This window comes from Modestobacter italicus (assembly GCF_000306785.1).
GTDB lineage: Bacteria > Actinomycetota > Actinomycetes > Mycobacteriales > Geodermatophilaceae > Modestobacter > Modestobacter italicus.
Genome location: NC_017955.1, coordinates 1,219,955 through 1,246,213 on the forward strand (window position 1 = coordinate 1,219,955; position 26,259 = coordinate 1,246,213).

Below are 26,259 nucleotides of genomic sequence, written 5' to 3' on the forward strand. Positions count from 1 at the left end.
CGGTCCTCGGCCCCCCAGGGTCCTCCCTCGACGGCCGCCGCGCAGCAGGCCCCGAGCTCAGGCGCCGCGGTCGGCCTCGGCCTGGACCACGGCGAGCAGGCTGGTCTGCAGCGTCTGGTCGGTGTGGTCGCCGCGCTCCAGCGCCTCGCGGGCCGGGCCGGGCAGCTGGCCCACCTCGATGTCGTCCAGCCAGACGGTGTCCCCACCGACCTGCCGGCCCAGCCGCAGCGCGTCCCCCTCCCGCTGCACCAGGTACGCCTCGCCGCCGAGCTCGATCGTCGTCGATTCGCTCATGAGCGGTGCCCTACCCTCGGTGGCGGCTCGTTCACACGCCGAGCGTGCCCACCGGGGCTCCCCGGGACGGGGCGCGAACGGTGCCCCGAGGTCAGCGTCACGAGGAGGGCACGCGTGTCACGGACGGCGGCCGGACCGCAGCTCCCCCTCGACGTCAGCCACCGGGACGGCGGGGACCGGGAGAACGCCGACCTCGTCGCCGGGGTCCTGGACGCGCTGCCCTCGCCCACGGTGCTCATCGACGCCGACGGCACGATGCTGCTGGTCAACTCGGCCTGGGCCGCCGCCGCCGACCTGCTCGGCGACGACCGGCTCCGGGTCGGCGTCGGCGCCAACTACTACTCGGTGGTCCTCAGCCTCTCCGCCGGGCCGACCAACCACGAGCGCGTCGCCGCGCTCCGGGAGCTCGCGCAGGGGCGGCGGGAGGCGGTCGCCGTCGACTACGCGCTGGACACCGACCTCGGGCTGCGCTGGTTCCACCTCCAGGCCTCCCGGGCCGACCGGTCGGGCCGGGTCGTCGTCACCCACACCGACGTCACCTCCCGCGTCGAGGCGGAGCAGGCCTCCGCCTGGCAGGCCCGGCACGACCACCTCACCGACCTGCCCAACCGGGTGCACCTGCACGAGCTGATCGACGCCGAGCTGCGCCGCCGCGACCGCGGCGCGATGAGCGTGCTGTTCCTGGACGCCGACGGCTTCAAGGACGTCAACGACACCCTCGGCCACGACGTCGGGGACGCGCTGCTGCGCGAGCTGGCGTCCCGGCTGAGCAGCTGCACCCGGGACGCGGACACCGTCGGCCGGCTGGGCGGCGACGAGTTCGTCGTGCTGTGCCGCAACTGCGACGTCGACGGCGCTCTCCGGCTGGCCGAGCGCTTCCAGCGGACCTTCGACGAGCCCTTCGTCCTCGGCGCCCGCCGCATCCCGCTGACGGTCAGCATCGGCGTCGCCACCGCGGCCGCCGACGACGACGTGACCCGCTCCACCGACCTGGTCCGGGACGCCGACCTGGCCATGTACGCGGCCAAGGGGGCCGGCCGCAACCGCGTCCGGGTGTTCCACCCGGACCTGCGCTGGGCCGTCGAGCAGAAGGTGCTCGTCGCCGGCGAGCTGCGCGAGGCCATCGAGACCGGCCAGCTGGTGCTGCACTACCAGCCGATCCAGCACCTGCTCAGCGGCGAGGTGTCCGGCGCCGAGGCGCTGGTCCGCTGGCAGCACCCCGAGCGGGGGCTGGTCATGCCGGGTGACTTCATCCCCGTCGCGGAGCAGAACGGCCTCGTCGTCCCGCTCACCCGGTGGGTGCTGCAGGAGGCCACCCGGCAGACCGCGGCCTGGGAGCGGGCCGGCGTCCCGATGGTGACCGCGGTCAACATCAGCGCCGCCCACTTCGGCACCGGCACGCTGGTCGCCGACGTGCACGACGCCCTGGCCGCCAGCGGCCTGGCGCCCGAGCGGCTGGTCCTCGAGCTCACCGAGACCAGCGTCGCGGAGGACCCGGTGCGGGCCGCGGCCCAGTTCGCCCAGCTGCGGGTCACCGGGGTCGAGGTCTCCATCGACGACTTCGGCAGCGGGTTCTCCTCGCTCAGCCAGCTGGTGTCGATCCCCGCCGGGATCCTCAAGCTCGACCGCAGCCTGGTCGCCGGCACCGAGACGCGGCGCAGCGAGTCCGCCGCCGCGATCGCCGCGGTCGTGGGCCTCGCCACCGCCTGCGGGATGCGCAGCCTGGCCGAGGGGGTCGAGACCGCCGACCAGCTGACCCTGGTCCGGGAGCTCGGCTGCACCTTCGCCCAGGGCCACCACATCGCCCGGCCGATGCCCGCCGCCGACCTGCTCAGCTACCTCGAGGGACGCCGGCTCACCGGACGACGCCCGGTACGGCTGCGGATCGGCTGACCGGTCCCTCGGTTTGCCCTGCACGGCCGGTGCGACGAGGGTCATCGGTCGTGCGCCCCCGACGTCCCGCCCTGCTGTCCGTGACCGCCGCCGTCCTGCTGGTCACGGGCTGCGGTGCGGAGTCCGTGGCCGCGCCGGCGAGCAGCGCCCCGTCGTCCGAGCCGACCGCCACGGCGGCGGAGACGACGACCGCGCCGCCCACCCCGACGCAGCAGGAGCTGCCCGGCGGCGGCACCCAGGTCTTCCCCGGCCACCGGCTGGTCGGCTTCTCCGGCGCCCCCAGCTCACCCGCGCTGGGCCCGATGACCGGCGACCTCGCCGCGGCCACCGAGCAGCTGCGCCAGCAGTCCGCCGCCTACGGCACCGACCGCCCGGTGCTGCCGATCGTCGAGCTCATCGCCACCGTCGTGCAGTCGGTGCCCGGGCCCAACGGCGACTACTCTGTCGCCGCCGACGACGCCACCGTGCAGCAGTACCTGGACGCCGCCCGCGCGGCCGGCGGCATCCTGCTGCTGGGCATCCAGCCGGGCAGCGGGGACTTCCTGCCCGCCGTCCAGTACTACGAGAAGTGGCTGACCGAGCCCGACGTCGGCGTGGCGCTGGACCCGGAGTGGGCGATCGAGCCCGGCGAGGTGCCCGGCGACGTCTTCGGCTCCACCACCGGCGCCGAGCTCGACGGGGTCTCGGCCTACCTCGACGGGCTGGTCACCGCCGGCGACCTGCCGCAGAAGGTGATGCTCTACCACCAGCTGCACGCCGACATCGTCTCCGGCCAGGAGGCCCTGGTCGACCGGCCCGGGGTGGCCGTGGTGAAGAGCGTCGACGGCATCGGCGCGGCGGCGGACAAGATCGGCACCTACCAGCGGGTGATGGCCGGCACCCCACCGTTCGTACACGCCGGGTTCAAGCTGTTCTACGAGGAGGACACCCGCTCCGGGCCGCTGATGACCCCGCAGGAGGTCCTCGCGCTCGTCCCGCAGCCGGAGTACGTGCTCTACGAGTGAGTCACCCCGGCTCGCCGCGCAGCTTCCGCCGGGCCACCACGACCAGGTCCACCAGGGCGACCGCCGCCAGCACGAACAACGCGACCGGGATGACCACCGGGACGTCGGCGCCCAGCGCCAGCACCCCGAGCACGGTGCACAGGACCAGCCCGAAGGCGGCCAGCACCAGCCGCAGGGTCAGCGCACTGCGGGCGGCGGCGGCACCGCCCTCGGGCAGGGTGCGGGCGGAGGCGGGGATGCCGCCGGGGAAGTCCTCACGCTCGTACTCGGTGAGGTCGTCCGGTCCGGGCCGGTCGTCCGGCGATGACGTGCTCATGCTGCGGTGAGGTACCCCGCCGCCGGGCGCACTACCCTGGACTGCTGTGGCTGCTGACTTCTCCGTCGTCCTGGACGAGCTCGACACGACCCTGAAGTCCATCGAGGCCGTGATGCGGGTCGACGACCTGCGCCGCGAGGTCGCCGAACTCGAGCAGAAGGCCGCCGCGCCCGACCTCTGGAACGACGTCGAGGCCGCCCAGGCGCTCACCTCCCGGCTCTCCTACCTGCAGGGCGACCTGCGCCGGGTGGAGGAGCTGCGCAGCCGGCTCGACGACGTCGGGCTGCTGCACGAGATGGCCGCGGAGGAGGGCGACGAGGCCACCACCGCCGAGACCGAGCGCGAGCTGCAGAGCATCCGCACCGTGCTCGACGAGCTGGAGGTCCGCACGCTGCTCTCCGGTGAGTACGACGCCCGCGAGGCGCTGGTGACCATCCGCTCGGAGGCCGGGGGCGTCGACGCCGCCGACTTCGCCGAGATGCTCATGCGGATGTACCTGCGCTGGGCCGAGCGGCACAAGTACCCGACCGAGGTCTACGACGTCTCCTACGCCGAGGAGGCCGGGATCAAGTCGGCCACCTTCGCCGTCAAGCAGCCCTACGCCTACGGCACCCTCTCCGTCGAGCAGGGCACCCACCGGCTGGTGCGGATCTCGCCCTTCGACAACCAGGGCCGCCGGCAGACCTCCTTCGCCGGGGTCGAGGTGCTGCCCGTCGTCGAGCAGACCGACCACGTCGACATCCCGGAGAACGAGATCCGGGTCGACGTCTTCCGCTCCTCCGGTCCCGGTGGGCAGAGCGTGAACACCACCGACTCCGCCGTCCGGATGACCCACATCCCGACCGGCATCGTCGTCTCCTGCCAGAACGAGAAGTCGCAGATCCAGAACCGGGCCGCCGCGCTCCGGGTGCTGCAGGCCCGGCTGCTCGTCGTCCGGCAGGCCGAGCAGCGGGCCGAGATGGACGCGCTCAAGGGGGAGGGGAGCAGCTGGGGCAACCAGATGCGCTCCTACGTCCTGCACCCGTACCAGATGGTCAAGGACCTGCGGACCGAGACCGAGAGCGGCAACCCCTCGAACGTCCTGGACGGCGACATCGACGCCTTCATCGAGGCCGGCATCCGCTGGCGCCGCCAGCAGGAGAACGCCGAGCTCAACTGAGGCCAGAGAGACACGCCACAGCCGGCCTCGGTGCAGGGGCCCGCGGCGAGCTTGCGAGTCGTGGGGGGCAGCGAGGTCCTTATACCGCGCGCGATCGTGGCGTGGCGCGCCGGTCAGACGGACCAGGATGCGGGTCGGCCCAGGTACCGTCGTCCCTCGTGATCGAATTGCAACACGTCACCAAGATCTATCCCACCAGCCCCCGGCCGGCGTTGGATGACGTCTCGATGCAGATCGACAAGGGGGAGTTCGTCTTCCTCATCGGCTCCTCGGGTTCGGGCAAGTCGACCTTCCTCCGGTTGCTGCTGAAGGAGGACAGCCCCACCAAGGGCGTCATCAAGGTCAACGACAAGAACCTGAACACGATGAGCAAGTGGCAGGTGCCCAAGCTCCGCCGCACCATGGGCTGCGTCTTCCAGGACTTCCGGCTGCTGCGCAACAAGACGGTGGCCGAGAACGTGGCCTTCGCCCTCGAGGTGATCAACAAGCCGCAGCGGACCATCAAGCGCGTCGTCCCCGAGGTGCTGGAGATGGTCGGCCTCGACGGCAAGGAGGGCCGGCTGCCCGGCGAGCTCTCCGGTGGCGAGCAGCAGCGCGTGGCGATCGCCCGCGCCTTCGTCAACCGGCCGCTGGTGCTGCTGGCCGACGAGCCCACCGGCAACCTGGACCCGGAGACGAGCCAGGACATCATGCTGCTGCTGGAGCGGATCAACCGCACCGGCACCACCGTCGTGATGGCCACGCACGACTACCACATCGTCGACTCGATGCGGCGCCGCGTGATCGAGCTGAACGACGGCATCCTCAGCCGCGACCAGAGCCGCGGCGTCTACGGCCTCGGCCGCTGAGACGCCCGCCGGACCGCTGAAACACACGACAGGGAACTGATGCGCGTCAACTTCGTCCTCTCCGAGGTGGCCGCCGGGCTGCGCCGGAACCTGACCATGACGGTCGCGATGATCCTGACCACCGGGATCTCGCTGGGCCTCATGGGCACCGGCCTGCTGATCGCCAACATGATCGGCGACATGCGCGAGATCTACTACGACAAGATCCAGGTCTCGATCTACCTCGCCGACGGCATCACCGATCCGCAGCGGGACGCGATCGCCGCGCAGCTGGACTCCTCGCCGGAGGTCAAGGACTACATCTACGAGTCCAAGGCCGACGCGTACGCCCGCTTCACCCAGCAGTTCCAGGAGCAGCCGGCGCTGATCGCCAACACCCCGGAGGACGCGCTGCCGGAGAGCTTCCGGGTGGAGCTGGTGAACCCGCAGCGCTACCCGGTGATCGCCGAGCAGTTCCCGAACGGGCAGAACGGCGTCGACGAGGTGCGCGACGAGGGTGACTTCCTCGACCGGCTGTTCAGCCTGCTCAACGGCGCGCGGAACGCGACCATCGCGGTGGCCGTCGTCCAGGCCCTGGCCGCGCTGCTGCTGATCTCCAACACGATCCAGCTCGCGGCCTTCAACAGACGCAACGAGACCAACATCATGCGGTTGGTCGGTGCCTCGCGCTGGTACACCCAGCTGCCGTTCATCCTCGAGGCCGCGCTGGCCGGGCTGATCGGTGCGCTGCTCGCGATCGGTGGGCTGGTGCTCACCAAGATCCTGTTCGTCGACAAGACGCTCGCCGGGCCGATCAAGGCGGGGATCATCCCGCCGGTCGACTGGTCGGCGATCGCCGCGATCAGCCCGGTCATCGCCGCCGCCGGCGTCGGGCTGGCCGCCGTCGCCGCCTACGTCACGCTGCGGCTCTACGTCCGCCTGTAGCGCAGCCCGTCCTCGTCATGGCGGCTGACCCGACCGGGGTCAGCCGCCATGATCGGTTGCGGCCCCTGGGTAATCTGAGGTCATGCCGCGGGAACAGGGGCGCAAGTTCATCGCCCAGAACAAGAAGGCGCGGCACGACTACTCGATCCTGGACACCTACGAGGTGGGCCTGGTGCTCACCGGCACCGAGGTGAAGAGCCTGCGTGCCGGTCGGGCCTCGCTCGTCGACGGGTTCGCCACCGTCGACGACGGCGAGGTGTGGCTGCAGCACGTGCACATCCCGGAGTACACCGAGGGCACGTGGAACAACCACACCCCGCGGCGCAAGCGGAAGATCCTCATGCACCGCAGCGAGATCGAGAAGCTGATCGGGAAGACGAAGGAGGGCGGGCTGACCCTGGTCCCGCTCGACCTGTACTTCAAGGACGGCAAGGTCAAGGCCACGCTCGCGCTCGCCAAGGGCAAGAAGACCTACGACAAGCGGCAGGACCTCGCCGAGCGCGACTCGCGCCGGGAGATGGAGCGGGCCTTCGGCCGCTACGTCAAGGGCCGCCGGTGAGGGGCGTCGCCTACGACCGCTTCGGCGGCCCCGAGGTGCTGCAGCTGCGCGAGGACCTGCCCGAGCCGCCGGTCGGACCGGACGCCGTGCTGGTCCGGGTGCGGGCCGCCGGGGTCAACCCGGTCGACATCGGCATCCGCGAGGGGCACCTCGCCGGCGCCTTCCCGCACCACTTCCCGATCGTCCCCGGCTGGGACCTCGCCGGGGTCGTCGAGCAGGTCGGCCCCGCGGTGGTCGACTTCGCCCCCGGTGACGAGGTCTTCGGCTACCTCCGCCGGGACGACGTCCAGTGGGGGACAGCGGCCGAGCTGGTCCCGGCCCCGCAGCGCTGCATCGCGCACAAGCCCGAGTCGCTGGGGTTCTCCGAGGCCGGGGCGCTGCCGCTGGCCGGGCTGACCGCCTACCAGGCGCTCACCGAGGCCCTCGACGTCGGCGAGGGCGACCGGGTGCTGGTGCACCGCGCGGCCGGCGGGGTCGGCTTCTTCGCCGTCCAGATCGCCGCTGCGCTGGGTGCGCACGTCATCGGCACTGCCAGCCCGCGCAACCACGGCTTCCTGCGCGACGCCGGCGCCGCCGAGGTGCTCGACTACAACGCCGGCCCGATCAGCGAGCAGCTGTCCGAGCCGGTCGACGCCGTGCTGGACCTGATCGGCGGGCCGGCGCTCGGCGACGCCCCCGACCAGGTGCGCGACCCGGCCCGGATCGCCAGCATCGTCGACCCGGTGGTGCGCGACCTGGGCGGCCGGTACGTGTTCGTCCGGCCCGACCAGCACGACCTCGAGGAGCTCGGCCGGATGGCCGACGCCGGCCAGCTGCGGGTCGCGATCGCCAAGGCGTTCCCGCTGGACCAGGTCGCGGACGCGCAGCGGCTGGTCGCCGAGGGGCACGTCCGCGGCAAGGTCGTCGTCACCCTGAGCTGAGCGGCGCCCCGGCACGGTGACGCGGCGCGGCGCGGCGCCCGGCCGGGGAGCCGCACCGGACCGCGGTCCGGCCACGGGTGCACGTCCGCGGTACAGGCTGCGCCCATGCGCAGGACGCGGCGGGCCCTGTTCCTCGTGACACCGCTGGTCACCGCGGTGTCCCTGCTCGGTGGGCCGCTGCCGGCCCTCGCGGACGCCCCGCGTCCGCCGGACGTCGCCGGCCTGCAGAGCGCGCTCACCGACCTGGTGCAGCAACCGGGCGGCCCACCCGGGGCCATCGTGACGCTGGGCCGCGCGGGGCACCTCGACGTGCTGACCGCCGGGGCCGCCGACCTCGCGACCGGGCGCCCTCCCGCTGCCGGGGACGCCATGCGGGTCGCCAGCGTGGCGAAGGCGTTCAACGCAGCGACCGCGTTGAGCCTGGTGTCGCGGGGCGACCTGTCCCTCGACGAGACCGTCGGCGGCCGGCGGCCCGACTTGCCGCACGAGTGGTGGCCGGTGACCCTCCGCCAGTTGCTCGGGCACACCAGCGGCATCCCGGACTTCAGCCGGGGCGACGCGTTCGTGGCCGCACTGCTCGGGTCGCTGCTGGACCCGCCGCCGCCCCGGCGGCTCCTCTCCTACGTCGACGAGCCGGCCCTGCTCTTCCCCCCGGGCACCGAGTACCGCTACTCCAACTCCGACAACGTCGTGGCCGGGCTGATGATCGAGGCGGCCACCGGCCGGTCCTACGCCGACGTGCTGGAGAGCCAGGTGCTCCGGCCCGCCGGCCTGACCGCCACGAGCCTCCCGGTGGGGGCCGACCTGCCGGCCCCGTACGTCCACGGCTACGACGTCTCCGAGCAGCCGCCGGAGGACGTGAGCGCGGCCATCGCCGCGGGCTGGGCGTGGGCCTCCGGTGGTGTCGTCTCGACCCCCGCCGACCTCGCCCGGTTCATCGGCGAGGACGTCCGGGGCGCCTTCACGGATCGGCGGACCCGGCACGAGCAGTTCGACTTCCGGCCAGGATCGTCCGAGCCGCCCGGCCCGGGCCGCAACTCGGCCGGCCTCGGGTTGTTCCGCTACGAGACCCGCTGCGGCACGGTCTACGGCCACACCGGCAACACCGCCGGGTACACCCAGTTCGCCGCCGCCACCGGGGACGGTCGTCGGACGGTGACGGTGTCCGTCAACGGCCAGATCACGCCGTCCGGCGCGCCCGAGCTGTTCGAGCAGGTGCGCGCGGTCTACGAGATGGCCACCTGCGCCGCCGTCGCCCGGCACCGGTGAGCTCGGGGCCGCGCGGACCGTCCCCGCCGCCGGCGCTACGTTCACCGGGTGAGCCTCCGTCCCCCGGTCGACGACGCCGACGTCCCGCGGTACTGGCAGGAGCTGGGGCTGCCCGGCCTGGTCGACGTGCACGTGCACTTCCTGCCCGAGCGGGTGCAGGCCAAGGTCTGGCAGTACTTCGCCGACGCCGAGGCGCACTACGGCGCGCCCTGGCCGGTCAGCTACGCGCTGCCGGTCGACGAGCGGCTCGCCGTCCTGGCCGGGCTCGGGGTCCGCGCGTTCCCGACCCTGCCGTACCCGCACAAGGCCGGCATGGGCGCCTGGCTCAACGACCAGGCCGCGGCCTTCGCCCGGGCGCACCCGCAGGTGCTGCACTCGGCCACCTTCTACCCCGAGCCCGAGGCGCCGGTCTACGTCGCCGCGGCGCTGGACGCCGGGGCGCGGGTGTTCAAGGTGCACGTGCAGGTCGGGGACTTCGACCCGCGCGACGAGCTGCTGCTGCCGGTGTGGGAGCGGCTGGAGCAGACCGGGACGCCGGTGGTCATCCACTGCGGCTCCGGTCCGCTGCGCGGGGAGCACACCGGCCCGGCGCCGATGGCCGGCCTGCTCGAGCGGTTCCCGCGGCTGCAGCTGGTGATCGCCCACCTCGGCATGCCGGAGTACGCCGCGTTCCTCGAGCTCGCGGAGACGTACGAGCGGGTGCACCTGGACACCACCATGTTCGCCACCGACTTCACCGAGCGGCTGATGCCCTTCGACCGCGCGCTGCTGCCCCGGCTCGCCGCGCTGCGGGACAAGGTCGTGCTCGGCAGCGACTTCCCGACCATCCCGTACCCCTACGCCCACCAGCTCGCCGCGCTGCACCGGCTCGACCTGGGGGAGGACTGGCTGCGCGCCGTCCTGTGGGAGAACGGCGCGCGGTTGTTCGGCATCGACCAGCCGCCTCCGGCCGACGGCCTGCGCTAGCCCGCCGGCCGGTGGGCCTCAGCTGGCGCTCCCCGGCGCGGTGTACGCCGGCCGCACCTGGGTCGCCGCGTCCAGGTCCTCCGGGCTGAGCAGCTGGGCCGTGTGCACGCGAGCAGCACCGGCTCCGGTGACGGTGAGGGACACCGCTGCGGCCGCACGCTCGTCGGGGAGCTCGACCACGACGTAGGCGTCGTCCACGCCGAGGGCGAAGTCGAAGCTCACCAGCCTCCCGCCGACGCTGGACGCGGTCTTCTCCATGGTCGTCCGCCGGTCGGAGCCGCCCACCTGCAGCAGCGCCTTGGCTCCCTGGGGCGCGTAGTCGACGATGAACATGTAGCGGGGCATGGCGGTCCCTCTCCTGGGCCCCCGTGCCGCTCCGATGCTCCCGCTCCGGTGCCGCACGACGTCGAGCCGGGTCGCGGCACCTGCCTGCTCCCGCGCGGCGGCGACCGCACGGCGGCGGCCGGTGACCACCGGGCGGACCCCGTTCGCCTACGGTCGGGCCCGTGGAGTCCAGCTGGCATCGCCTGCCCGAAGGCCTGACCGCCCGCCCCATGCGCCCGGACGACGTCGTCGCGATCGTCGCCCTGGAGGCCGCCGCGGAGCCGCTCGACCAGACCGGTGACCTCGCCAGCCCCGAGGACCTCACCGCCTGGTTCGTCAACGACCTGGTCGACCTCGAGCGCGACACCCGGGTGGTCTGCGCCGGCGACGAGCTCGTCGGCTGGGCCAGCGCGATCGCACCGCCCACCTTCCGGGACGCCTACGGCGTGCACCTGGAGGGCCGGGTCCACCCCGGCTGGCGCGGGCGGGGCATCGGCCGCGCGCTGCTCGCCTGGCAGCTCGAGCGCGGCCGGGAGCTGCACGCCCAGCGGCACCCCGAGGCCCCGGCCCGGCTGACGGCGACGGTCTACACGACGATGCCCACGCTGGAGGCGCTGGTCCGCCGGGCGGGGCTGCAGCCGGTCCGCTGGTTCTTCCACATGGAACGCCCGCTCACCGACCTGCCGCCGCGCCGCCGCCCCGAGGGGGTGGAGCTGGTGCCGTTCAGCTGGGACCGGGACGACGAGGTGCGCCGCGCGCACAACGCCGCGTTCACCGAGCACTACGGCTCCAGCGAGCGGGACGTCGCTTCGTGGGAGGTCATGTTCACCGGCCAGCCGTCGTTCCGGCCCGACCTGTCGGTGCTGGCCGTCTCCGGCGGTGCGGTCGTGGGGTACGCGCTGTCCTACGTCTCCGAGGCGACCGCGGCGGCGACCGGCTCCCGGGAGAGCTACTTCGGGCAGATCGGCGTCGTCCCGGCGGCCCGGGGGCGCGGGCTGTCCAAGGCCGTGATCATCGAGGCGCTGCACACCGCGGCGGCCGCCGACTGCCAGACCGCCGGGCTCGAGGTGGACAGCGAGAACGTCACCGGCGCGCTGGGCCTCTACGAGAGCCTGGGCTTCGCCACCCACCGCACCCAGGTCTCCTGGTCGGAGCACCTCGCCCCGCTGACCTGACGCCGAGAGCGCGCTCCCGGTGACCGTGGGGGCCACCGGGAGCGCGCTCTCGGCGTACGGGCCGGTGGCTAGCCGGCCATCGCGGGCTCGGCCGGCAGGTCGTCCTTCTTCGCCGAGATGGACACGGCGGCGATCACCAGGGCGACGGCGAGGAACACCGCGCCCCAGAGGAAGGCGACGTGGTACCCCTGCACGAACGCCTCGCCGGGCGCCTCACCGGGGTTGTCGGCCAGGTGACCGGTGACCGCCGAGGCGTAGAAGGTGCTCAGCAGCGCCAGGCCCAGCGAGCCGCCGACCTGCTGCGAGGTGTTCAGCACCGCGGAGGCGATGCCGGCGTCGTGCTCGGCCACGCCGACCAGCGCGGTGCTGGACGCCGGGACGAAGACCGCCGCCAGGCCGAAGCTGATCGCGATCTCGGCGGGCAGCACCTCGGTGACGTAGGCGCTGGTCGACTCGATCTGGGTCAGCCAGAGCATGCCGAGCACGGCCAGCCCGAGACCGGCGACGATCAGCGGACGCGGCCCGACCCGGGGGAGCAGCTGGGAGACGATCCCGGCGCCGATGATGATGCCGCCGCTGAAGGGCAGGAACGCGAAGCCCGACTCCAGCGGGCTGTAACCCAGGGTCTGCTGGAAGTAGAAGGTCAGGAACAGGAAGATCGCGAAGATCCCGGCCCCGACCAGCAGGAAGACCAGGTACGAGCCACCCCGGTTGCGGTCCAGGACGACGCGCAGCGGCAGCAGCGGGTGGCTGGCGCGGCGCTCGTAGAGCACGAACGACACGAGCAGCACGGCCGCGGCGGCGAGCAGCCCCAGGGTGACCGGGTCCGACCAGCCCACGCCCTCCTCGGCGGCCTTGCTGAACCCGTAGACCAGGCTGACCAGTCCCAGAGCGGACAGCAGCACGCCGGGGACGTCGTAGCGCCGGTCACCGGTGGCCCGGCTCTCCGTCACCAGCACGACGGCGAACGCCATGGTGACCGCGGCGATCGGCACGTTGATGCCCAGCGTCCAGCGCCACGAGGCGTACTCGGTGAGCACGCCGCCGAGGATCAGGCCGATCGCGGCGCCACCACCGGAGATCGCGCCGAAGACGCCGAAGGCCCGGGCCCGCTCCTTGGCGTCGGTGAAGGTCACCGCGAGCAGCGACAGGGCGGCCGGCGCCAGCAGCGCGGCGAACGCGCCCTGCAGACCGCGGGCGGCGAACAGCAGCTCCTGGTTCGGGGCGATGCCACCGAGCGCGGAGGCACCGGCGAAGCCGGCCAGGCCGATCAGGAAGGCACGCTTGCGGCCGATGAAGTCGGCGATCCGGCCGCCGAGCAGCAGCAGGCCACCGAACGCGAGGGTGTAGGCGGTCACCACCCACTGGATGTTGGCGGCGCTGATCCCCAGGTCGTTCCCGGCGTCGGGCAGGGCGATGTTCACCACGGAGACGTCGAGCACGATCATCAGCTGGGCGACGGCGATGACCGCCAGGGCCAGCCAGCGGCGGGGGTCGGGTGCGGTGTCGAGCGCCGGGGTGGTCCCGGACGACGTCGTCCCCGGCGGGGTGGTGAGGCTGTCTGCGGGCATGGCAGAGCTGTCCTTCCTGCGCGCAGCGCAGTGGAGAAGGGGAGGGAGGCGTGCGGGCACGGACGGCCGGCGGCGGTGCGCGGTCGTCGATCGGTGGTGCGGGGAGGCCGGCGGTCAGCGCCGGTCGGGGGTGGAGCGGGTCAGCTGATGGGCTGGGCGAGTCCTGCGCCGGCCCAGCGCAGGCAGTCCCGGACCGAGTCCACGAGCTGGTCGAAGGTGTCGTCGGGATCCCATGCCTCGACCGCGGTGGTGAACGCGGCCATGGCGGTGTTGAAGACCAACGTGGTCCTCAGGTCGTCGCCGTCGGGGAGACGGCGGGCGATCCAGGCCTTCAGGTCGGGCGCGAAGCTGTCGCAGGTGCCCCTGGCCGTGTGGATCAGCCAGGGAGCCTGCTCGATCACCCGCTTCTGCACGGGCAGCCACTCGGGCAGCAGCTTCGCCATGTCGACGAAGAGGTCGGTCAGCGCCTCCCACAGCGGAGCGTCGTTCGAGTCGTCCTCCAGGAGCGCGCGCCACTGCGCGAGCTCCTCGGGGTCGAGGTCGAAGGCGACGGCCTCCTTGCTGGGGAAGTAGCTGAAGAAGGTGGTGCGGGAGACACCGGCCTCGGCGGCGATGTCCTCGACACTGACGGCGTCGAAGCCGCGCTCGCTGATCAGGCGCAGCGCGGTGGAGCGGATGGTGCGCCAGGCGGCGAGCTTCTTGCGCTCTCGCAGCCCCATGACGGCGTTCACGGCGCAGCGTGGCGAACTCGCTGCCTTCGCTCTCCCCATCACGCACTCACCGTAGACCGAAAGCTGAACTGAGTACAAGTTCTTACTGCGTCAAGTTCTGGCACAGTTCACCTCCCGGCTACGGTCTGCCCATGGTCAGCGCCGATCAGCTCTCTCCTTCCCTGCGGGTCGTGGCCCGAACCCACCGCCGGCTGGAGCCGCTGCACTCGCACGTGTACTTCGCCCCCGAGACCGACGAGCACCTGACGGCGCTCGGCATCCGGCCGGGCCGGATGGTCTACTTCGCCGGCCGCGCGGCGGCCATGGGCGCGGTCGGCCCCGGCGTGGTGACGGCGACCTTCGGCAACTTCGCGCCGGCGATCGTGGCCCGGCACGTGCCGCGGGCCTGGACGCTCGCGTCCCCGGAGCAGGTGCTCGCCGCCCGGGCCGCGGCGGCGCGGGCCTCGCTGACGCGGCTGCTCGCCGACCCGCCGGCCGAGGACGTCGCCGAGCTCGCCCAGCTGCTGCGCGAGGCGTGCACCGTGCTCACCCCCGAGGGGCGGCCGCTCTACGCCGGGCACGCCGACCAGCCGTGGCCGGAGGACCCGCTGCTGCAGGTGTGGCACGGGGTCACCCTGCTGCGCGAGCACCGCGGCGACGGGCACGTGCTCACCCTCGTGCGGCACGGGCTCAGCGGCCTGGAGGCGCTGGTCACCCACACGCTCACCGGCCGCGGCTTCACCGAGCAGTCCGCCCGGACCACCCGCGGCTGGTCGGACGAGGAGTGGGCGGCGGCGGTCGCCGGGCTGACCGACCGCGGCCTGGTCGCCGACGGCGGGCTCACCGCGGACGGCGTCGCGCTGCGCGCGGCGGTCGAGCAGGAGACCGACGAGCTGTCCGCCGCGCCCTTCGTGCACCTGGGGGCCGAGCGCACCGAGCGGGTGGCCGACCTCGGCGGCCGGCTCGCCGCCCGGCTGGTCGCCAACGGCGCCTACCCGGCCGGGGTCTTCGCCGCCCGCTGAGCCCGGTCGGGCAGACGCGCCGGAGGAGGTCGACGCCGACGGCGTCCCTCCCTATGGTCTGGGTCACGTTCCACCCCTGGAGGGGCGATGACCACCACCGAGCGCGGTCCCCAGCAGCCGGCGCGGACGGACGTCGACGCGGCCTTCATCGGCTCGGCGACCTATCGCAGCCTGGGGGAGCAGACCCTCAGCCCGGCCGAGGAGCGGTTCGAGAAGGGGCGCCGGACGGTCGGCCTGTTCCTCGCACCCGCGGTCACCGTGGTCGTGGCGCTGCTGCCGCTGGACCTGCCCCGTCAGCAGCACCTGCTCGCCGCGGTGCTGCTCGGCGTCATCGTCCTGTGGATCACCGAGCCGGTGCCGATCCCGATCGGTGGGCTCATCGGCATCGGGGCGATCGTCGTCCTGGGCGTCGTCCCGGCCGACGAGGCGGTGGCGCCCTTCGGCTCGACGACGGTGTTCACCTTCATCGGCGCGTTCATCCTCGCCCAGGCGATGCTCCGGCACGGTCTGGCCCGGCGGTTCGCGATGTTCGTGCTGTCGCTGCGCTGGGTCGGGACGTCCACCTACCGGGTGGTCATCGCGTTCGGTGCGATCACCGCCCTGCTGTCGGCCTTCGTGTCGAACACCGCGACGGTGGCGATGCTGCTGCCGACGGCGATCGGCATCCTGTCGGTGATCGCGAAGCTGCTGCAGAGCAAGGGGCTGGTCGAGCAGGACTTCGACCCGCTGCGGCTGCGCGTGGGCGTGGCCCTGATGCTGATGCTCGCCTACGGCGCCAGCGTGGGCGGTCTGCTCACCCCGGTCGGCACACCCCCGAACCTGATCGGCCGGGGGCTGATCGAGGAGGCCACCGGGGAGCGGATCAGCTTCCTCGACTGGATGCTGATGGCCCTGCCGATCTGCCTGCTGATGTTCTGCGCGCTGGCCTTCGTGCTGCTGCTGCTCAACCGCCCGGAGATCCGGCGGATCGAGGGCGTCAACGAGTACGTCCGCGCCGAGCGGGCCGAGCTCGGCCGCTTCTCCGTCGCCGAGCGGAACACCCTGATCGCCTTCGGGCTGACGGTCTTCTTCTGGGTCTTCCCGGGGATCATCGCGCTGGTCGCCGGGACGGACTCGAGCCTCTACGACACGGTCAGCGAGCGGCTGAACGAGGGCATCGTGGCCGTCCTCGGCGCCTCGTTGCTCTTCGTCCTGCCGACGAACTGGAAGGCGCGCGAGTTCACCCTGGTCTGGAGCGACGCGGCCAGGATCGACTGGGGCACCGTGCTGCTGTTCGGCACCGGGATCGTCTTCGGGTCACTGCTCGACGACACCGGCCTGGCGCTGACCATCGGCGAGGGGTCGGCCGACCTGCTCGGACTCACGAGCACGTTCGCGATCACGGTCTTCGCGGTGCTGCTGGCGATCCTCATCTCGGAGACGACGAGCAACACCGCGTCGGCCGCCGTGGTGGTGCCGATCATCATCCCGGTCGCGGTCGCGGCGGGGGTCAACCCGTTCGTCCCGGCGTTGGCGGCCACCTTCGCGGCGTCGTTCGGCTTCATGCTGCCGGTCTCCACCCCGCAGAACGCGATCGTCTACGGCTCGGGCGTCGTCCCGATCACCAAGATGATCCGCAGCGGGTTCTCCTTCGACGTCCTGGGAGCGCTGCTCATCGTGGTCCTCCTGCCGGTGATGGTCGACCTGGTGCTGGGCAACCCGGGCGGCTGAGCCGCGGACACCGGCTGTTCACCCGGGTGGGGGTGCCCACCCCTCGCCGGGCGTGTCACGATGGTCGACGGACCCGCGGCGCTCCGCCGGGGCATCCAGGGACGTCGGGAGGTGACCGGGCAGATGCGTGCCGAGCCCCCCAGTCACAGTCCCGAGGTCCCCTCCTGCTGACGCGCCCGGTCGACGCCCGACCCGCGGCGGTGCTGCGTGCGGGGACCTCTCCTGCGTCCCCGTCCCCGCGTCCTCCGGGAGTCCCGTCGTGTCCGACCGCCGTCTCAGCACGCCCCGTGCCGCCCTCTCCACCCTCACCCGCCGGCCGCGCCCGGCCGCCGTCCCGAGGTCGTCCGACGGGTCGGCTGCGCAGCTGACCCCGGTGGACCGCCCCGCGCGGATGGTGGACAACGCGGTCTACGCCGGCGGCCGGCGGATCGCCACACCCGGGTCACCCGCCGAGAGCCATGAGTGGCTGACCGAGGGCTACGAGGACCGGATGGTGTGGCTGGGCCTCTACCGCCCGGACCCCGCTGCGCTCGGTGAGCTTGCCGAGCAGTACGACCTGCCCGAGCTGGCGGTCGAGGACGCCATCAAGGCGCACCAGCGGCCGAAGTTCGAACGCTACGGCGACACGCTCTTCGTCGTCCTCAAGGCCGCCCGCTACCTGGACGCCGCCGAGGAGGTCGACTTCGGCGAGCTGCACCTGTTCCTCGGCCGGGACTTCGTGATCACCGTCCGGCACAGCGAGTCGCCGGACCTGTCCCGGGTGCGCCGCCGGCTGGAGAGCGACCCGGAGCTGCTGGCGCGGGGGAGCGAGGCGGTGCTCTACGCGATCCTGGACGCCGTCGTCGACGGGTACGCGCCGGTCGTCGCCGGCCTGGAGAACGACATCGACGAGATCGAGGTCGAGGTCTTCCGCGGTGACCCGCAGGTCTCCCGGCGCATCTACGAGCTGTCCCAGGAGGTCGTGGACTTCCAGCGGGCCGCCCAGCCGCTGACCGGCATCCTGGCCGCGATCACCGCCGGGTTCGAGAAGTACGGCGTCGACGAGGAGCTGCGCAGCTACCTGCGGGACGTCGCCGACCACGTGACGTCGGTGACCGAGCGGGTGGAGGGCTTCCGGCTGCAGCTGCGCGACATCCTCACCGTGAACGCCACGCTGGTCGCGCAGCGGCAGAACGAGGAGATCCGCGAGCTGACCGAGACGTCGCTGGCGCAGGGCGAGGAGGTCAAGAAGATCTCCGCGTGGGCCGCGATCCTGTTCGCCCCGACCCTGGTGGGCACCGTCTACGGGATGAACTTCACCCACATGCCCGAGCTCGACTGGCGGCTGGGGTACCCGCTCGCGCTGGTGCTGATGCTGATGGTCAGCGTCGTGCTGTACCTGGTGTTCAAGCGGCGCGACTGGATCTGACGAAGGACCCCCCCCCCCCCCGACGCTCGCAAGCTCGCGTCGGGACCCTGCAGCGGGGCCGTCGGTGGAACATCACGAGGGCACGAGCAGTTAAGCTGTCTGCACAACTCAACAGGGGGGCGATTGGTCTCGACTGCGGTCGGGTGACCAGGGGAAGCGAGCCGAGGAAGGCAACGATGAGCTCGTTAACCACGCGTTGCAAAAAACACAAGCGCCGACTCCAGTCAGCGCGACTTCGCTCTCGCTGCCTAACAGCAGCTAGGCGAGTCTGTCAGCCCGGGTTCGTCATCGACCCGGTTCCTGGCATCAGCTAGATGACTCACTGCACGCACCGGTCGCGGGTGCGTGCGGGACACCAAACAGCGGCTGGGCCCGTCACACCGACTTGTTCGCGGGATCGGTGGGGTCGAGCAGAGACAGAGCGGACTGCGCTCGGAGAAGCCCTGGTGATGCGTCGCAGGACGCGGGTTCGATTCCCGCCGCCTCCACCACACATCAATCCCCCCGTTCCACCACGCAGGGCCCGGTCTGGAGACCGGGCCCTGCGTGCGTTCCTCGGTCGGTGACCTTCACCCGGTCCGGGTGTGCCCGGTGCCACCCCGGCTCCCGACGATGGAGCCCGACCGGCGCTTCGCCGGCTGCCGAGGGGCAGGAGCCGACAGTGACGACCGTCCGTGTGCGCCCGCACCCCGCTCCGGACGGCGACGGTGCGCCGCCGGGCGACGCGGTGTTCGCGTCGGCCTGGCGGCGGAGGCGGCTGACCGTCGAGGAGCGGCTCGCGCGCGGCCAGGCGGCCCGCCGGGACGCGCCGAGGTCCGGGCACGGCCGGTGGGAGCCGGCGCCGGACCGCCCGGACCCGGTCGCGCTGCTCGAGCAGCAGGCCCGGACGCGGGTGCCCGAGCTCCTGCCGATCCGGTACGGCCGGATGCTCGAGTCGCCCTTCACCTTCTTCCGGGGCGCGGCGGCCGTCATGTCCGCCGACCTGGTCGGCACCCCGCGGTCCGGCGTCACCGTGCAGCTGTGCGGGGACGCGCACCTGTCGAACTTCGGCCTGTTCGGCTCGCCGGAACGACGGATGCTGTTCGACATCAACGACTTCGACGAGACCCTGCCCGGGCCGTGGGAGTGGGACGTCAAACGGCTCGCGGCCAGCTTCGAGGTGCTGGGCCGGGAGCGCGGGTTCAGCCCCGAGGACCGGCACGCGATCGTCGTGGCCGGCGTCCGCGAGTACCGGGACCGGATGCGCCGCGCCGCCGGGATGAGCGGCCTGCAGGCCTGGTACGAGCACCTCGAGGCCGGCGAGCTGCTGGAGCTGGTCCGCCGGGAGGTCGCCGTCCGACGCGTCGGACGGCGCGACGCCCGCGCCCAGGAGGACATGGTCGCCAAGGCGCGGTCCCGCGACAGCACCCGCGTGCTGGCCCGCCGCACCGGCCTGGTCGACGGCGAGCTGCGGATCGTCGCGGACCCGCCGATCATCGTCCCGATCGAGGACCTGGCCCGGCCCGGCACCGCCTGGGAGGACCCCGCTCCGGCGATCAAGAAGCTGCTGGCGTCCTACCGGCGCACGCTCAGCCACCAGCACCACCCGCTGGAGGAGTACCGCTACGTGCACGCGGCCCGGAAGGTCGTCGGCGTCGGCAGCGTCGGCACCCGCTGCTACATCCTGCTGCTGGTCGGCCGGGACGACGACGACCCGCTCTTCCTGCAGGTCAAGGAGGCCGCGCCGTCGGTGCTGGAGCGCGGCCTCGGACCCAGCGCGTACCGCAACCACGGGCAGCGGGTGGTCGTCGGTCAGCGGCTGATGCAGGCGGCGACCGACATCTTCCTCGGCTGGCAGCGGATCACCGGCCTGGACGGGGTGACCCGCGACTACTACGTGCGCCAGTTCCACGACTGGAAGGGCAGTGCCGACGTCGACAGCATGCGGGTGGCCGGGGCGACCCTGTACGCCCGCATCTGCGGCGCCACCCTCGGCCGAGCCCACGCCCGGTGGGGGGATCGCATCGCGATCGCCGCCTACCTGGGCAAGGGGCCGGCGTTCGACCGGGCCGTCGCGCAGTTCGCCACGGCCTACGCCGACCAGAACGAGCGCGACCACGCCGCGTTCGCGGCCGCGGTCGCCGCCGGCCGGATCGAGGCCCGGACCGGCACGTAGGGCCCGGTCCGGGCCCTACGTGCCTTCCTCACATGTCGCGGTAGCGGACCGCCTCGGCCAGCGCCTCCGTCAGCGCCTGGCGGCCCACCGGGCGGCCGGGGCCGTTGGGGGCGTCAGGGCCGGGAGCCGCGTAGATCATCACGTAGGCGGCGGTGTCGCGCTGGAAGCGCCAGCCCTCCGCGAGCGGGCCGACGTCGTGGGAGTCGTAGCCGATGGCGTCGAGGAACTCCGCGACCGTCGCCTTGGCCGCCGCGTCGTCGCCGGCGATCGGGAGGGCCGAGCGCTCGGGGTCGCCTGCCGGGCGGTGCAGGGTGCCGAGCTGGTCGACGTAGATGCTGTTGAACGTCTTGACCACGTGCGACTCCGGCAGGTGCGCCTGCAGGAGCTCGCTGGTGGTGGTCGACTCGTCGTCGAGCTCGGCGATCCGCCCGTCGCGGTCGGGGTAGTAGTTGTTGGTGTCGATCACGACCTTGCCGCGCAGCGGCTCGACCGGCACCTCCCGGTAGTTCTTCAGCGGCACGGTGACCACCACGAGGTCGCCGGCCTCGGCGGCGTCGAAGGCGGTGGCCGCCCGGGCCCGCGGGCCGAGCTCGGCCACGAGGTCGGCGAGGGTCTCCGGGCCACGGCTGTTGCTGACCACCACGTCGTAGCCGGCGGCGACCGCCAGCCGTGCCACGGTGCTGCCGATGTTCCCGCTGCCGATGAGTCCGATCGTCGTCATGTCGGGCGCAAGGCCGGCAGCGGCAGCGGCATTCCCGCCGGTCAGAGCTCGGCGCGCACGATCGCCGCGGCCTGGGCGAGGGAGCGCATCTTGCCCGCCGCCGACGCCCGCGGCAGGTACTTCAGCCCGCAGTCGCTGGACAGCACCAGCCGGTCGACGTCGACGTGGTCCAGCGCCCGCCGCACCCGGTCGGCGACGACCTCGGGCGTCTCCACCTCCGGCGTCGACAGGTCCAGCACGCCGAGCGCGACGCCCGTCCCGCGCAGCGGCCGCAGCGTGGCCGGGTCCAGGTGAGACTGCGCCGTCTCCACCGAGATTGCCGCGGCCGGGACGTCGGCCAGCTCCGGCAGCACCGAGTAGCCCTCCGGCCGCTCGGCGACCATCGCCGCGTAGCCGAAGCAGACGTGCACGTGCACCGGTCCGGGGGCGTCGGCGAGGGCCCGGGTGAGGACCTCCACGCCGTAGCGCCGGGCCACCTCCGGCCGGGCCTGCAGCCACGGCTCGTCCAGCTGCACGATGTCCGCGCCGGCGGCGAACAGGTCGGCGATCTCGGCCCGGACGACGTCGGCGTAGGCCAGCGCCAGGAGGCGGTCGTCGCCGTAGTGGTCGTCCTGCGCCTGCTGGGTCATCGTGAACGGCCCGGGGACGGTCATCTTGACCGCCCGGTCGGTGTGCGCCCGCAGGAACCGCACGTCCTCGACCTGCACCGGCTCCGGACGGCGGATCTCCCCGGTCACCCGCGGCACGGGGATGTCCATCCCGGAGCGGTTGCGCACGGTGCCGGGGGAGTCGAGGTCCAGGCCCTCCAGCCGGGTGGCGAAGTGGTTGGAGTAGGACTCCCGGCGGATCTCGCCGTCGCCGACGATGTCCAGCCCGGCCAGCTCCTGCGCCCGGACGGCGGCCAGGGTGGCGTCGTCCTGGGCCTCCTGCAGGTGCTCCGGCGGGATCCGCCAGAGCTCGCGGGCCCGCACCCGCGGCGGGAACTGGTGCCCGAGCCGGTCGCGGTCGATCAGCCAGTCCGGCTGGGGCAGGCTGCCGACGACGGTCGTGGGCAACGGGGGGAGCGGGAGCGCCATGGGCCCATCCTGCCGGTGCGGCCGCACGGTCGTTCAGGCGGCGAGCAGCCGGTGGACGAGCCGGATCGCGATGGAGCCCTCGCCGACGGCGGACGCGACCCGCTTCACCGACCCGTGCCGGACGTCGCCGACCGCGAGCACCCCGGCCAGGCTGGTCTCGAGCGCCAGCGGGGGCCGGCCCAGCGCGTCCAGGCCCCGCGCGCTCAGGTCGGCGCCGGTGAGGACGAAGCCGTCCGGGTCGCGCTCCACCGTCGGGGGCAGCCACTCGGTGTGCGGCTGCGCGCCGATCATGAGGAACAGCGCGGCCGCGGCCACCGTCTCCTCCTCGCCGGTGGTCCGGGAGCGCAGCACCAGGTGGTCGAGCCGGCAGTCACCCCCGCCGCCGACGACCTCCGTGCCGGTGCGCACCGCGACGTTGGGGGTCGCCCGGATCTGCTGCACGAGGTAGTGCGACATCCCCGCCTCCAGGCTCGTGCCCCGGACGACGAGCGTGGCCCGCCGGGCGTACCGGGCCAGGTGCAGCACCGCCTGGCCGGCGGAGTTCGCGCCGCCGACCACGTAGACGTCCTCGTCGGCCACCAGCGGTGCCTCCGAGGCGGCGGCGCCGTACACGACCCCGGACCCGCGCAGCGCCTCGAGGGAGGGGACGTCGAGCCGGCGGTAGCTCGCCCCCGTGGCCAGCACCACGGCACCGGCGACCACGACCCCGCCGGTGGCCAGGGAGACCACGACGCCGTCCGGCTCCCGCGCCAGCGAGGTCACCTGCTGCATGAGGGCGAAGCGCGTGCCGAACACCCAGGCCTGCTCGTAGGCACGCCGGGCCAGCTCACCGCCGCTGACGCCCCGGGGGAAGCCCAGGTAGTTGCGGATCGAGGAGCTCGTCGTGGCCTGCCCGCCGATGCCACCGGAGTCGATCATCAGGGTGCGCAGCCCCTCGGACGCGCCGTAGACCGACGCCGACAGCCCGGCCGGTCCGCCGCCGACGACGACGAGGTCGTACTCGTCGCGGTCGGGGGCGACCGCGGTTCCCGAGGCCCGCGCGATGTCGATGTCGCTGGGGTCCTCGAGCACGTGGCCGTTCGGCATGACCATCAGCGGGAACCGCAGGCGCGCCCCGCCGAGCAGCGCGCGGCCCTCGGCGGAGTCGGCGAGCAGGAAACGGTGCGGGAGGGCGCACCGCTCGAGCACCGCACGCAGCTCGTAGGCCCGGCCCGACCAGCTCTCCCCGACCACGTGGACGGCGTGCGGCGTGCGGTGCCCCGACTCGGCCCAGCGCAGCAGGAAGCTGGTCACCGCCTGGTGGAAGTACTCGTCCGGCGGTCCGCCCGGCCGGACGACGTAGTGGTCCATCCGCCCGCGGGAGATCGCCTCGAAGATCGCGTCGCCGCTGGCGGGGTCCCCGACCCGGCCCCACGCCACCAGCAGCACCCGCTCGGCCTGCGGGAACGTGCGAGGCACCTGCGCCAGCAGCGCGGTGCCGGGCCGGCCGTCGAGCTCCTCGCCGGCGAGCACCAGGGCGACCTCGTCGCCGGCCGCGGCCAGCCGGTCGAGCGTGGCGAGGGCGTCGTCCGCCGAGCTCAGGCAGCAGATGCGGTAGTCCGCCGCGTACCGGTTGCGCAGCTCCCGCTCGACGTCCCGGAGCAGGTCCGGGTGGTCGTCGACCGCGACGAGCACAGGCGTGCTCACGCCCACCGGCCCGGTCGTCGGGCAGTCGCGGCCCACACGGCGGCGAGCGTACGAGCGCGGGGCCCGGGCCACCAGGGGTGTCGGCGCACCGGACCCCCTGGACACCGGCGGGGCGCCTCCCTAGCGTTCGCCGGACAGGTCGCCACGGGGGCCGGTCCGCGGTCCGCGGGCCGGACGGCCCGATCCGGACGGACGGCCGACCATGTCCCTGTCGTTCCTGTGCCCGCACGGCCCGCGGAGCCCGCGGTGAACGCGGCGCTGGACCGGCTGGGCCGGTGGTGCGCCCACCGGCACTGGGCGGTGCTGGCGGTGTGGGTGCTGGTGCTGGCCGCGGTGGTGCTCGCCTCGCGGGCCTGGGCGGGGGAGTTCGCCAACGACTACTCGGTGCCCGGCAGCGAGTCCGCCGAGGGCCTGGCGGTGCTGGAGGAGCAGTTCCCCCAGGCGGGCGGCTACGCCGGGCAGATCGTCTTCGCCGCCTCCGGGGACGGGGCGGTCGCCGACCAGCAGGCCGCCGTCTCCGGCGCGATGACCGCGGTCGGCGCCCTGCCCGACGTCCTCACGGCGACCGACCCCTTCGCCGTCCCGAGCTCGCCGCTGGTCTCCGCCGACGGCACCGTGGCCTACGGCCCGGTGTCCTGGAGCGTCGTCCCCGGCTCGCTGGACGAGGCCTACCTCGACCAGCTGGACGACGCCGTCGCGCCCGCCCGCGCCGCCGGGCTCGAGGTCGAGTACGGCGGCGGCGCGGGGAAGATCGGCCACGTCACCGACGACCGGGACTCCGAGGCCATCGGCCTGGGCATCGCCCTGGTGCTGCTGCTGGTCATGTTCGGCTCGGTCGTGGCCGCCCTGCTGCCGCTGGTGTCCGCGGTGGCCAGCGTGCTCGCCGGCCTGTCGCTCGTCGGGCTGCTGGCGGCGCTGTGGACCTTCCCGGACACCGCGCCGACCGTGGCCACCCTGCTGGGCCTGGGCGTCGCGGTCGACTACGGGCTGTTCCTGGTCGCCCGGCACCGAGACCAGCTCGACCACGGCGCCGACGTGGTCACCTCGGCCGGCCGGGCCAACGCGACCTCCGGGGCGGCGATCGTGATCGCCGGCAGCACGGTGGTCGTCGCCATCCTCGGGCTCTACGTCGCCGGGGTGCCGTTCGTCGGCGCGATGGGGCTGGCGGCGGCGGTCGTGGTGGCCGTCGCGATGCTGGCCGCGCTCACCCTGGTGCCCGCGCTGCTGGGCCTGGCCGGACCCCGGGTGCTGGCCCGCCGCGACCGGCGGGCCCGGCAGGCCGCGGTCGCCGCCGACGACGACCCGGCGACCACCGCCGCCCGGCTCGCCGACCTCGCCGCGCGCAGCGACGAGGCCCACGAGCGCAGCGCCTTCGCCCGCTGGGGCCGCCGGGTGAGCGACCGGCCGCTGCCCTGGGCGCTGCTGTCGACCGCGGTGCTGGTGGTGCTGGCGATCCCGGTCCTCTCCCTGCAGCTCGGCCAGGTCGACGCCGGCACCGACCCGACCACGGAGACCGACCGGCGGGCCTACGACCTGCTCGCCGAGGGCTTCGGACCGGGCATCAACGGTCCGCTCTCCGTCGTCGTCGTGGTGCCCGACGGGACCTCGCCGGACGACGCGACGACGCTGCTGACGAACACCGCGACCACGCTCGGGCAGACCCCGGGGGTGGCCTCGGTCGGTGCGCCGAACGTGGACCAGGCCGGGGACACCGCCGTCCTGACCGTCGTCCCGACGACGTCACCGCAGGACCAGGCGACCACCGAGCTGGTGCAGCGGTTGCGGTCCGACGTGCTGCCGGGGGTCCCGGCGGACACCTTCGTGGTGGGGACGACGGCCGGGTACGTCGACTTCACCGACAAGATCGCCGCCCGGATGCCGTGGCTGATCCTCACCGTCGTCGCGTTGTCGTTCGTGCTGCTCACGGTGGCCTTCCGGTCGGTGGTGATCGCCACCAAGGCCGCGGTGCTCAACCTGCTGTCGGTGGGCGCGGCCTACGGCGTCGTGGTCGCCGTCTTCCAGTGGGGCTGGGGTTCGTCGTGGATCGGGATCGAGGAGGACCTGCCCATCCCCGCGTTCGTGCCGATGCTGATGTTCGCCATCGTGTTCGGGCTGTCGATGGACTACGAGGTCTTCCTGCTGTCCCGGGTGCACGAGGCGTGGTCGGCGACCCGGGACGCGCACCGCAGCGTCGCCATCGGCATCGGCGGCACGGCCCGGGTGATCACCACCGCGGCCGCGGTCATGGTCGTGGTCTTCAGCAGCTTCGTGCTCGACCCCGACCCGACGGTGAAGATGCTGGCCGTCGGGATGGCCGCCGCGGTGCTCATCGACGCCAGCGTGATCCGGATGGTGCTGGTGCCGGCGGTGATGTCGCTGCTCGGCGCCCGCGCCTGGTGGATGCCCCGGTGGCTGGAGCGGGTGGTGCCCGACGTCGACATCGAGGGCAGCGCGCACCTGGCCCGAGTCGCCGACCTGGTGCCCGCGCCCCGGGCGGGCGAGGAGGCGGTCACCCCCGCCGAGCAGCGGGGTCCGGCCGGCTGAGCCCG

The 26,259-nt window shown here is 73.4% G+C and carries 23 protein-coding genes and 1 other RNA gene; 16 read left to right on the forward strand and 8 right to left on the reverse strand.

The window, feature by feature from the left end; all coding sequences use genetic code 11:
• Nucleotides 1-57: 57 nt before the first annotated feature.
• Complete coding sequence (locus tag MODMU_RS05930; protein WP_014739286.1) at nucleotides 58-294, reverse strand: hypothetical protein; 237 nt, start codon at nucleotides 292-294, stop codon at nucleotides 58-60.
• 114 nt (nucleotides 295-408) lie between these two features.
• On the opposite strand from MODMU_RS05930, the gene MODMU_RS05935 reads away from it, so the two are divergent.
• Together MODMU_RS05935 and MODMU_RS05940 are read left to right on the forward strand one after the other, a co-directional pair.
• Nucleotides 409-2,187: a putative bifunctional diguanylate cyclase/phosphodiesterase gene (locus tag MODMU_RS05935; RefSeq protein ID WP_014739287.1), complete on the forward strand. Its 1,779-nt coding sequence runs from the start codon at nucleotides 409-411 to the stop codon at nucleotides 2,185-2,187.
• Nucleotides 2,188-2,267: 80 nt separating this feature from the next.
• The gene (locus tag MODMU_RS05940) at nucleotides 2,268-3,191 is read left to right on the forward strand and encodes a hypothetical protein (protein ID WP_197537388.1); all 924 of its coding nucleotides are present in this window, start codon (nucleotides 2,268-2,270) and stop codon (nucleotides 3,189-3,191) included.
• A 1-nt stretch (nucleotide 3,192) separates the two neighbouring features.
• On the opposite strand, the gene MODMU_RS05945 is transcribed toward MODMU_RS05940, so the two are convergent.
• Entirely contained in the window at nucleotides 3,193-3,507 is a 315-nt protein-coding gene (locus tag MODMU_RS05945) for a DUF6343 family protein (RefSeq protein ID WP_014739289.1), read from the reverse strand.
• Nucleotides 3,508-3,553: 46 nt separating this feature from the next.
• Between MODMU_RS05945 and prfB the strand changes: the two genes are divergently transcribed.
• The 7 genes from prfB (at nucleotide 3,554) to MODMU_RS05980 (ending at nucleotide 10,152) form a co-directional block, all read left to right on the forward strand.
• Nucleotides 3,554-4,666, forward strand: coding sequence for a peptide chain release factor 2 (gene prfB / locus MODMU_RS05950; RefSeq protein ID WP_014739290.1), 1,113 nt, complete (start codon nucleotides 3,554-3,556; stop codon nucleotides 4,664-4,666).
• A gap of 158 nt (nucleotides 4,667-4,824) precedes the next feature.
• A complete protein-coding gene (gene ftsE, locus MODMU_RS05955) occupies nucleotides 4,825-5,514 on the forward strand; it encodes a cell division ATP-binding protein FtsE (protein ID WP_014739291.1) in 690 nt (229 codons plus the stop codon).
• 39 nt (nucleotides 5,515-5,553) lie between these two features.
• Nucleotides 5,554-6,438, forward strand: a complete 885-nt coding sequence (gene ftsX, locus MODMU_RS05960) for a permease-like cell division protein FtsX (protein ID WP_014739292.1) — start codon at nucleotides 5,554-5,556, stop codon at nucleotides 6,436-6,438.
• 82 nt (nucleotides 6,439-6,520) lie between these two features.
• Nucleotides 6,521-6,997, forward strand: coding sequence for an SsrA-binding protein SmpB (smpB, locus tag MODMU_RS05965; RefSeq protein ID WP_014739293.1), 477 nt, complete (start codon nucleotides 6,521-6,523; stop codon nucleotides 6,995-6,997).
• Nucleotides 6,994-7,917, forward strand: coding sequence for an NADP-dependent oxidoreductase (locus MODMU_RS05970; RefSeq protein ID WP_014739294.1), 924 nt, complete (start codon nucleotides 6,994-6,996; stop codon nucleotides 7,915-7,917). The genes smpB and MODMU_RS05970 overlap by 4 nt, the downstream gene beginning before the upstream one ends.
• A 105-nt stretch (nucleotides 7,918-8,022) precedes the next feature.
• Nucleotides 8,023-9,186 carry a serine hydrolase domain-containing protein gene (locus MODMU_RS05975; RefSeq protein WP_014739295.1) on the forward strand — a complete coding sequence of 388 codons (1,164 nt, stop codon included), beginning with the start codon at nucleotides 8,023-8,025 and terminating at the stop codon, nucleotides 9,184-9,186.
• Nucleotides 9,187-9,234: 48 nt separating this feature from the next.
• Nucleotides 9,235-10,152 carry an amidohydrolase family protein gene (locus tag MODMU_RS05980; RefSeq protein WP_014739296.1) on the forward strand — a complete coding sequence of 306 codons (918 nt, stop codon included), beginning with the start codon at nucleotides 9,235-9,237 and terminating at the stop codon, nucleotides 10,150-10,152.
• A gap of 18 nt (nucleotides 10,153-10,170) precedes the next feature.
• On the opposite strand, the gene MODMU_RS05985 is transcribed toward MODMU_RS05980, so the two are convergent.
• Entirely contained in the window at nucleotides 10,171-10,497 is a 327-nt protein-coding gene (locus tag MODMU_RS05985; protein WP_014739297.1) for a GYD domain-containing protein, read from the reverse strand.
• A 161-nt stretch (nucleotides 10,498-10,658) separates the two neighbouring features.
• Between MODMU_RS05985 and MODMU_RS05990 the strand changes: the two genes are divergently transcribed.
• Nucleotides 10,659-11,651, forward strand: a complete 993-nt coding sequence (locus MODMU_RS05990) for a GNAT family N-acetyltransferase (RefSeq protein WP_014739298.1) — start codon at nucleotides 10,659-10,661, stop codon at nucleotides 11,649-11,651.
• Nucleotides 11,652-11,719: 68 nt separating this feature from the next.
• Here the strand turns inward: MODMU_RS05990 and MODMU_RS05995 are convergent, their stop codons facing one another.
• Nucleotides 11,720-13,222: an MFS transporter gene (locus tag MODMU_RS05995; protein WP_014739299.1), complete on the reverse strand. Its 1,503-nt coding sequence runs from the start codon at nucleotides 13,220-13,222 to the stop codon at nucleotides 11,720-11,722.
• Between the two features lie 140 nt (nucleotides 13,223-13,362).
• Nucleotides 13,363-13,953 carry a TetR family transcriptional regulator gene (locus MODMU_RS06000; RefSeq protein ID WP_166503412.1) on the reverse strand — a complete coding sequence of 197 codons (591 nt, stop codon included), beginning with the start codon at nucleotides 13,951-13,953 and terminating at the stop codon, nucleotides 13,363-13,365.
• A gap of 170 nt (nucleotides 13,954-14,123) precedes the next feature.
• Here MODMU_RS06000 and MODMU_RS06005 point away from each other — a divergent pair, with 170 nt between their 5' ends.
• From MODMU_RS06005 to MODMU_RS06020, 5 genes are all read left to right on the forward strand, one after another.
• A complete protein-coding gene (locus MODMU_RS06005; RefSeq protein WP_231851772.1) occupies nucleotides 14,124-14,954 on the forward strand; it encodes an SCO6745 family protein in 831 nt (276 codons plus the stop codon).
• An 87-nt stretch (nucleotides 14,955-15,041) separates the two neighbouring features.
• Complete coding sequence (locus tag MODMU_RS06010; RefSeq protein ID WP_014739302.1) at nucleotides 15,042-16,664, forward strand: SLC13 family permease; 1,623 nt, start codon at nucleotides 15,042-15,044, stop codon at nucleotides 16,662-16,664.
• 259 nt (nucleotides 16,665-16,923) lie between these two features.
• Nucleotides 16,924-18,072, forward strand: a complete 1,149-nt coding sequence (locus MODMU_RS06015) for a magnesium and cobalt transport protein CorA (RefSeq protein WP_014739303.1) — start codon at nucleotides 16,924-16,926, stop codon at nucleotides 18,070-18,072.
• A 115-nt stretch (nucleotides 18,073-18,187) separates the two neighbouring features.
• Nucleotides 18,188-18,563, forward strand: a transfer-messenger RNA (tmRNA) gene (ssrA, locus tag MODMU_RS27565).
• Nucleotides 18,564-18,733: 170 nt separating this feature from the next.
• Nucleotides 18,734-20,227, forward strand: coding sequence for a DUF2252 domain-containing protein (locus MODMU_RS06020; RefSeq protein WP_014739305.1), 1,494 nt, complete (start codon nucleotides 18,734-18,736; stop codon nucleotides 20,225-20,227).
• A 28-nt stretch (nucleotides 20,228-20,255) separates the two neighbouring features.
• Here the strand turns inward: MODMU_RS06020 and MODMU_RS06025 are convergent, their stop codons facing one another.
• Genes MODMU_RS06025 through MODMU_RS06035 form a run of 3 tightly spaced genes read right to left on the reverse strand, consistent with a single transcriptional unit; the run spans nucleotide 20,256 to nucleotide 23,710 of the window.
• Nucleotides 20,256-20,948, reverse strand: coding sequence for an NADPH-dependent F420 reductase (locus tag MODMU_RS06025; protein WP_014739306.1), 693 nt, complete (start codon nucleotides 20,946-20,948; stop codon nucleotides 20,256-20,258).
• 41 nt (nucleotides 20,949-20,989) lie between these two features.
• Nucleotides 20,990-22,024: a uroporphyrinogen decarboxylase family protein gene (locus MODMU_RS06030; RefSeq protein ID WP_014739307.1), complete on the reverse strand. Its 1,035-nt coding sequence runs from the start codon at nucleotides 22,022-22,024 to the stop codon at nucleotides 20,990-20,992.
• A gap of 33 nt (nucleotides 22,025-22,057) precedes the next feature.
• A complete protein-coding gene (locus tag MODMU_RS06035; protein WP_041796041.1) occupies nucleotides 22,058-23,710 on the reverse strand; it encodes an NAD(P)/FAD-dependent oxidoreductase in 1,653 nt (550 codons plus the stop codon).
• Nucleotides 23,711-23,956: 246 nt separating this feature from the next.
• Between MODMU_RS06035 and MODMU_RS06040 the strand changes: the two genes are divergently transcribed.
• Entirely contained in the window at nucleotides 23,957-26,254 is a 2,298-nt protein-coding gene (locus MODMU_RS06040) for an MMPL family transporter (RefSeq protein WP_014739309.1), read from the forward strand.
• Nucleotides 26,255-26,259 lie beyond the last annotated feature (5 nt).

What these genes read in the sequence shown, in the direction of transcription:
- MODMU_RS05945 (WP_014739289.1), bottom strand. Translation starts at nt 3,507, where the DNA reads ATGAGCACGTCATCGCCGGACGACCGGCCCGGACCGGACGACCTCACC.
- MODMU_RS05930 (WP_014739286.1), bottom strand. Translation starts at nt 294, where the DNA reads ATGAGCGAATCGACGACGATCGAGCTCGGCGGCGAGGCGTACCTGGTG.
- smpB (WP_014739293.1), top strand. Translation starts at nt 6,521, where the DNA reads ATGCCGCGGGAACAGGGGCGCAAGTTCATCGCCCAGAACAAGAAGGCG.
- MODMU_RS05995 (WP_014739299.1), bottom strand. Translation starts at nt 13,222, where the DNA reads ATGCCCGCAGACAGCCTCACCACCCCGCCGGGGACGACGTCGTCCGGG.
- MODMU_RS05985 (WP_014739297.1), bottom strand. Translation starts at nt 10,497, where the DNA reads ATGCCCCGCTACATGTTCATCGTCGACTACGCGCCCCAGGGAGCCAAG.
- ftsX (WP_014739292.1), top strand. Translation starts at nt 5,554, where the DNA reads ATGCGCGTCAACTTCGTCCTCTCCGAGGTGGCCGCCGGGCTGCGCCGG.
- MODMU_RS05975 (WP_014739295.1), top strand. Translation starts at nt 8,023, where the DNA reads ATGCGCAGGACGCGGCGGGCCCTGTTCCTCGTGACACCGCTGGTCACC.
- MODMU_RS06030 (WP_014739307.1), bottom strand. Translation starts at nt 22,024, where the DNA reads ATGGCGCTCCCGCTCCCCCCGTTGCCCACGACCGTCGTCGGCAGCCTG.
- MODMU_RS06025 (WP_014739306.1), bottom strand. Translation starts at nt 20,948, where the DNA reads ATGACGACGATCGGACTCATCGGCAGCGGGAACATCGGCAGCACCGTG.
- MODMU_RS06010 (WP_014739302.1), top strand. Translation starts at nt 15,042, where the DNA reads ATGACCACCACCGAGCGCGGTCCCCAGCAGCCGGCGCGGACGGACGTC.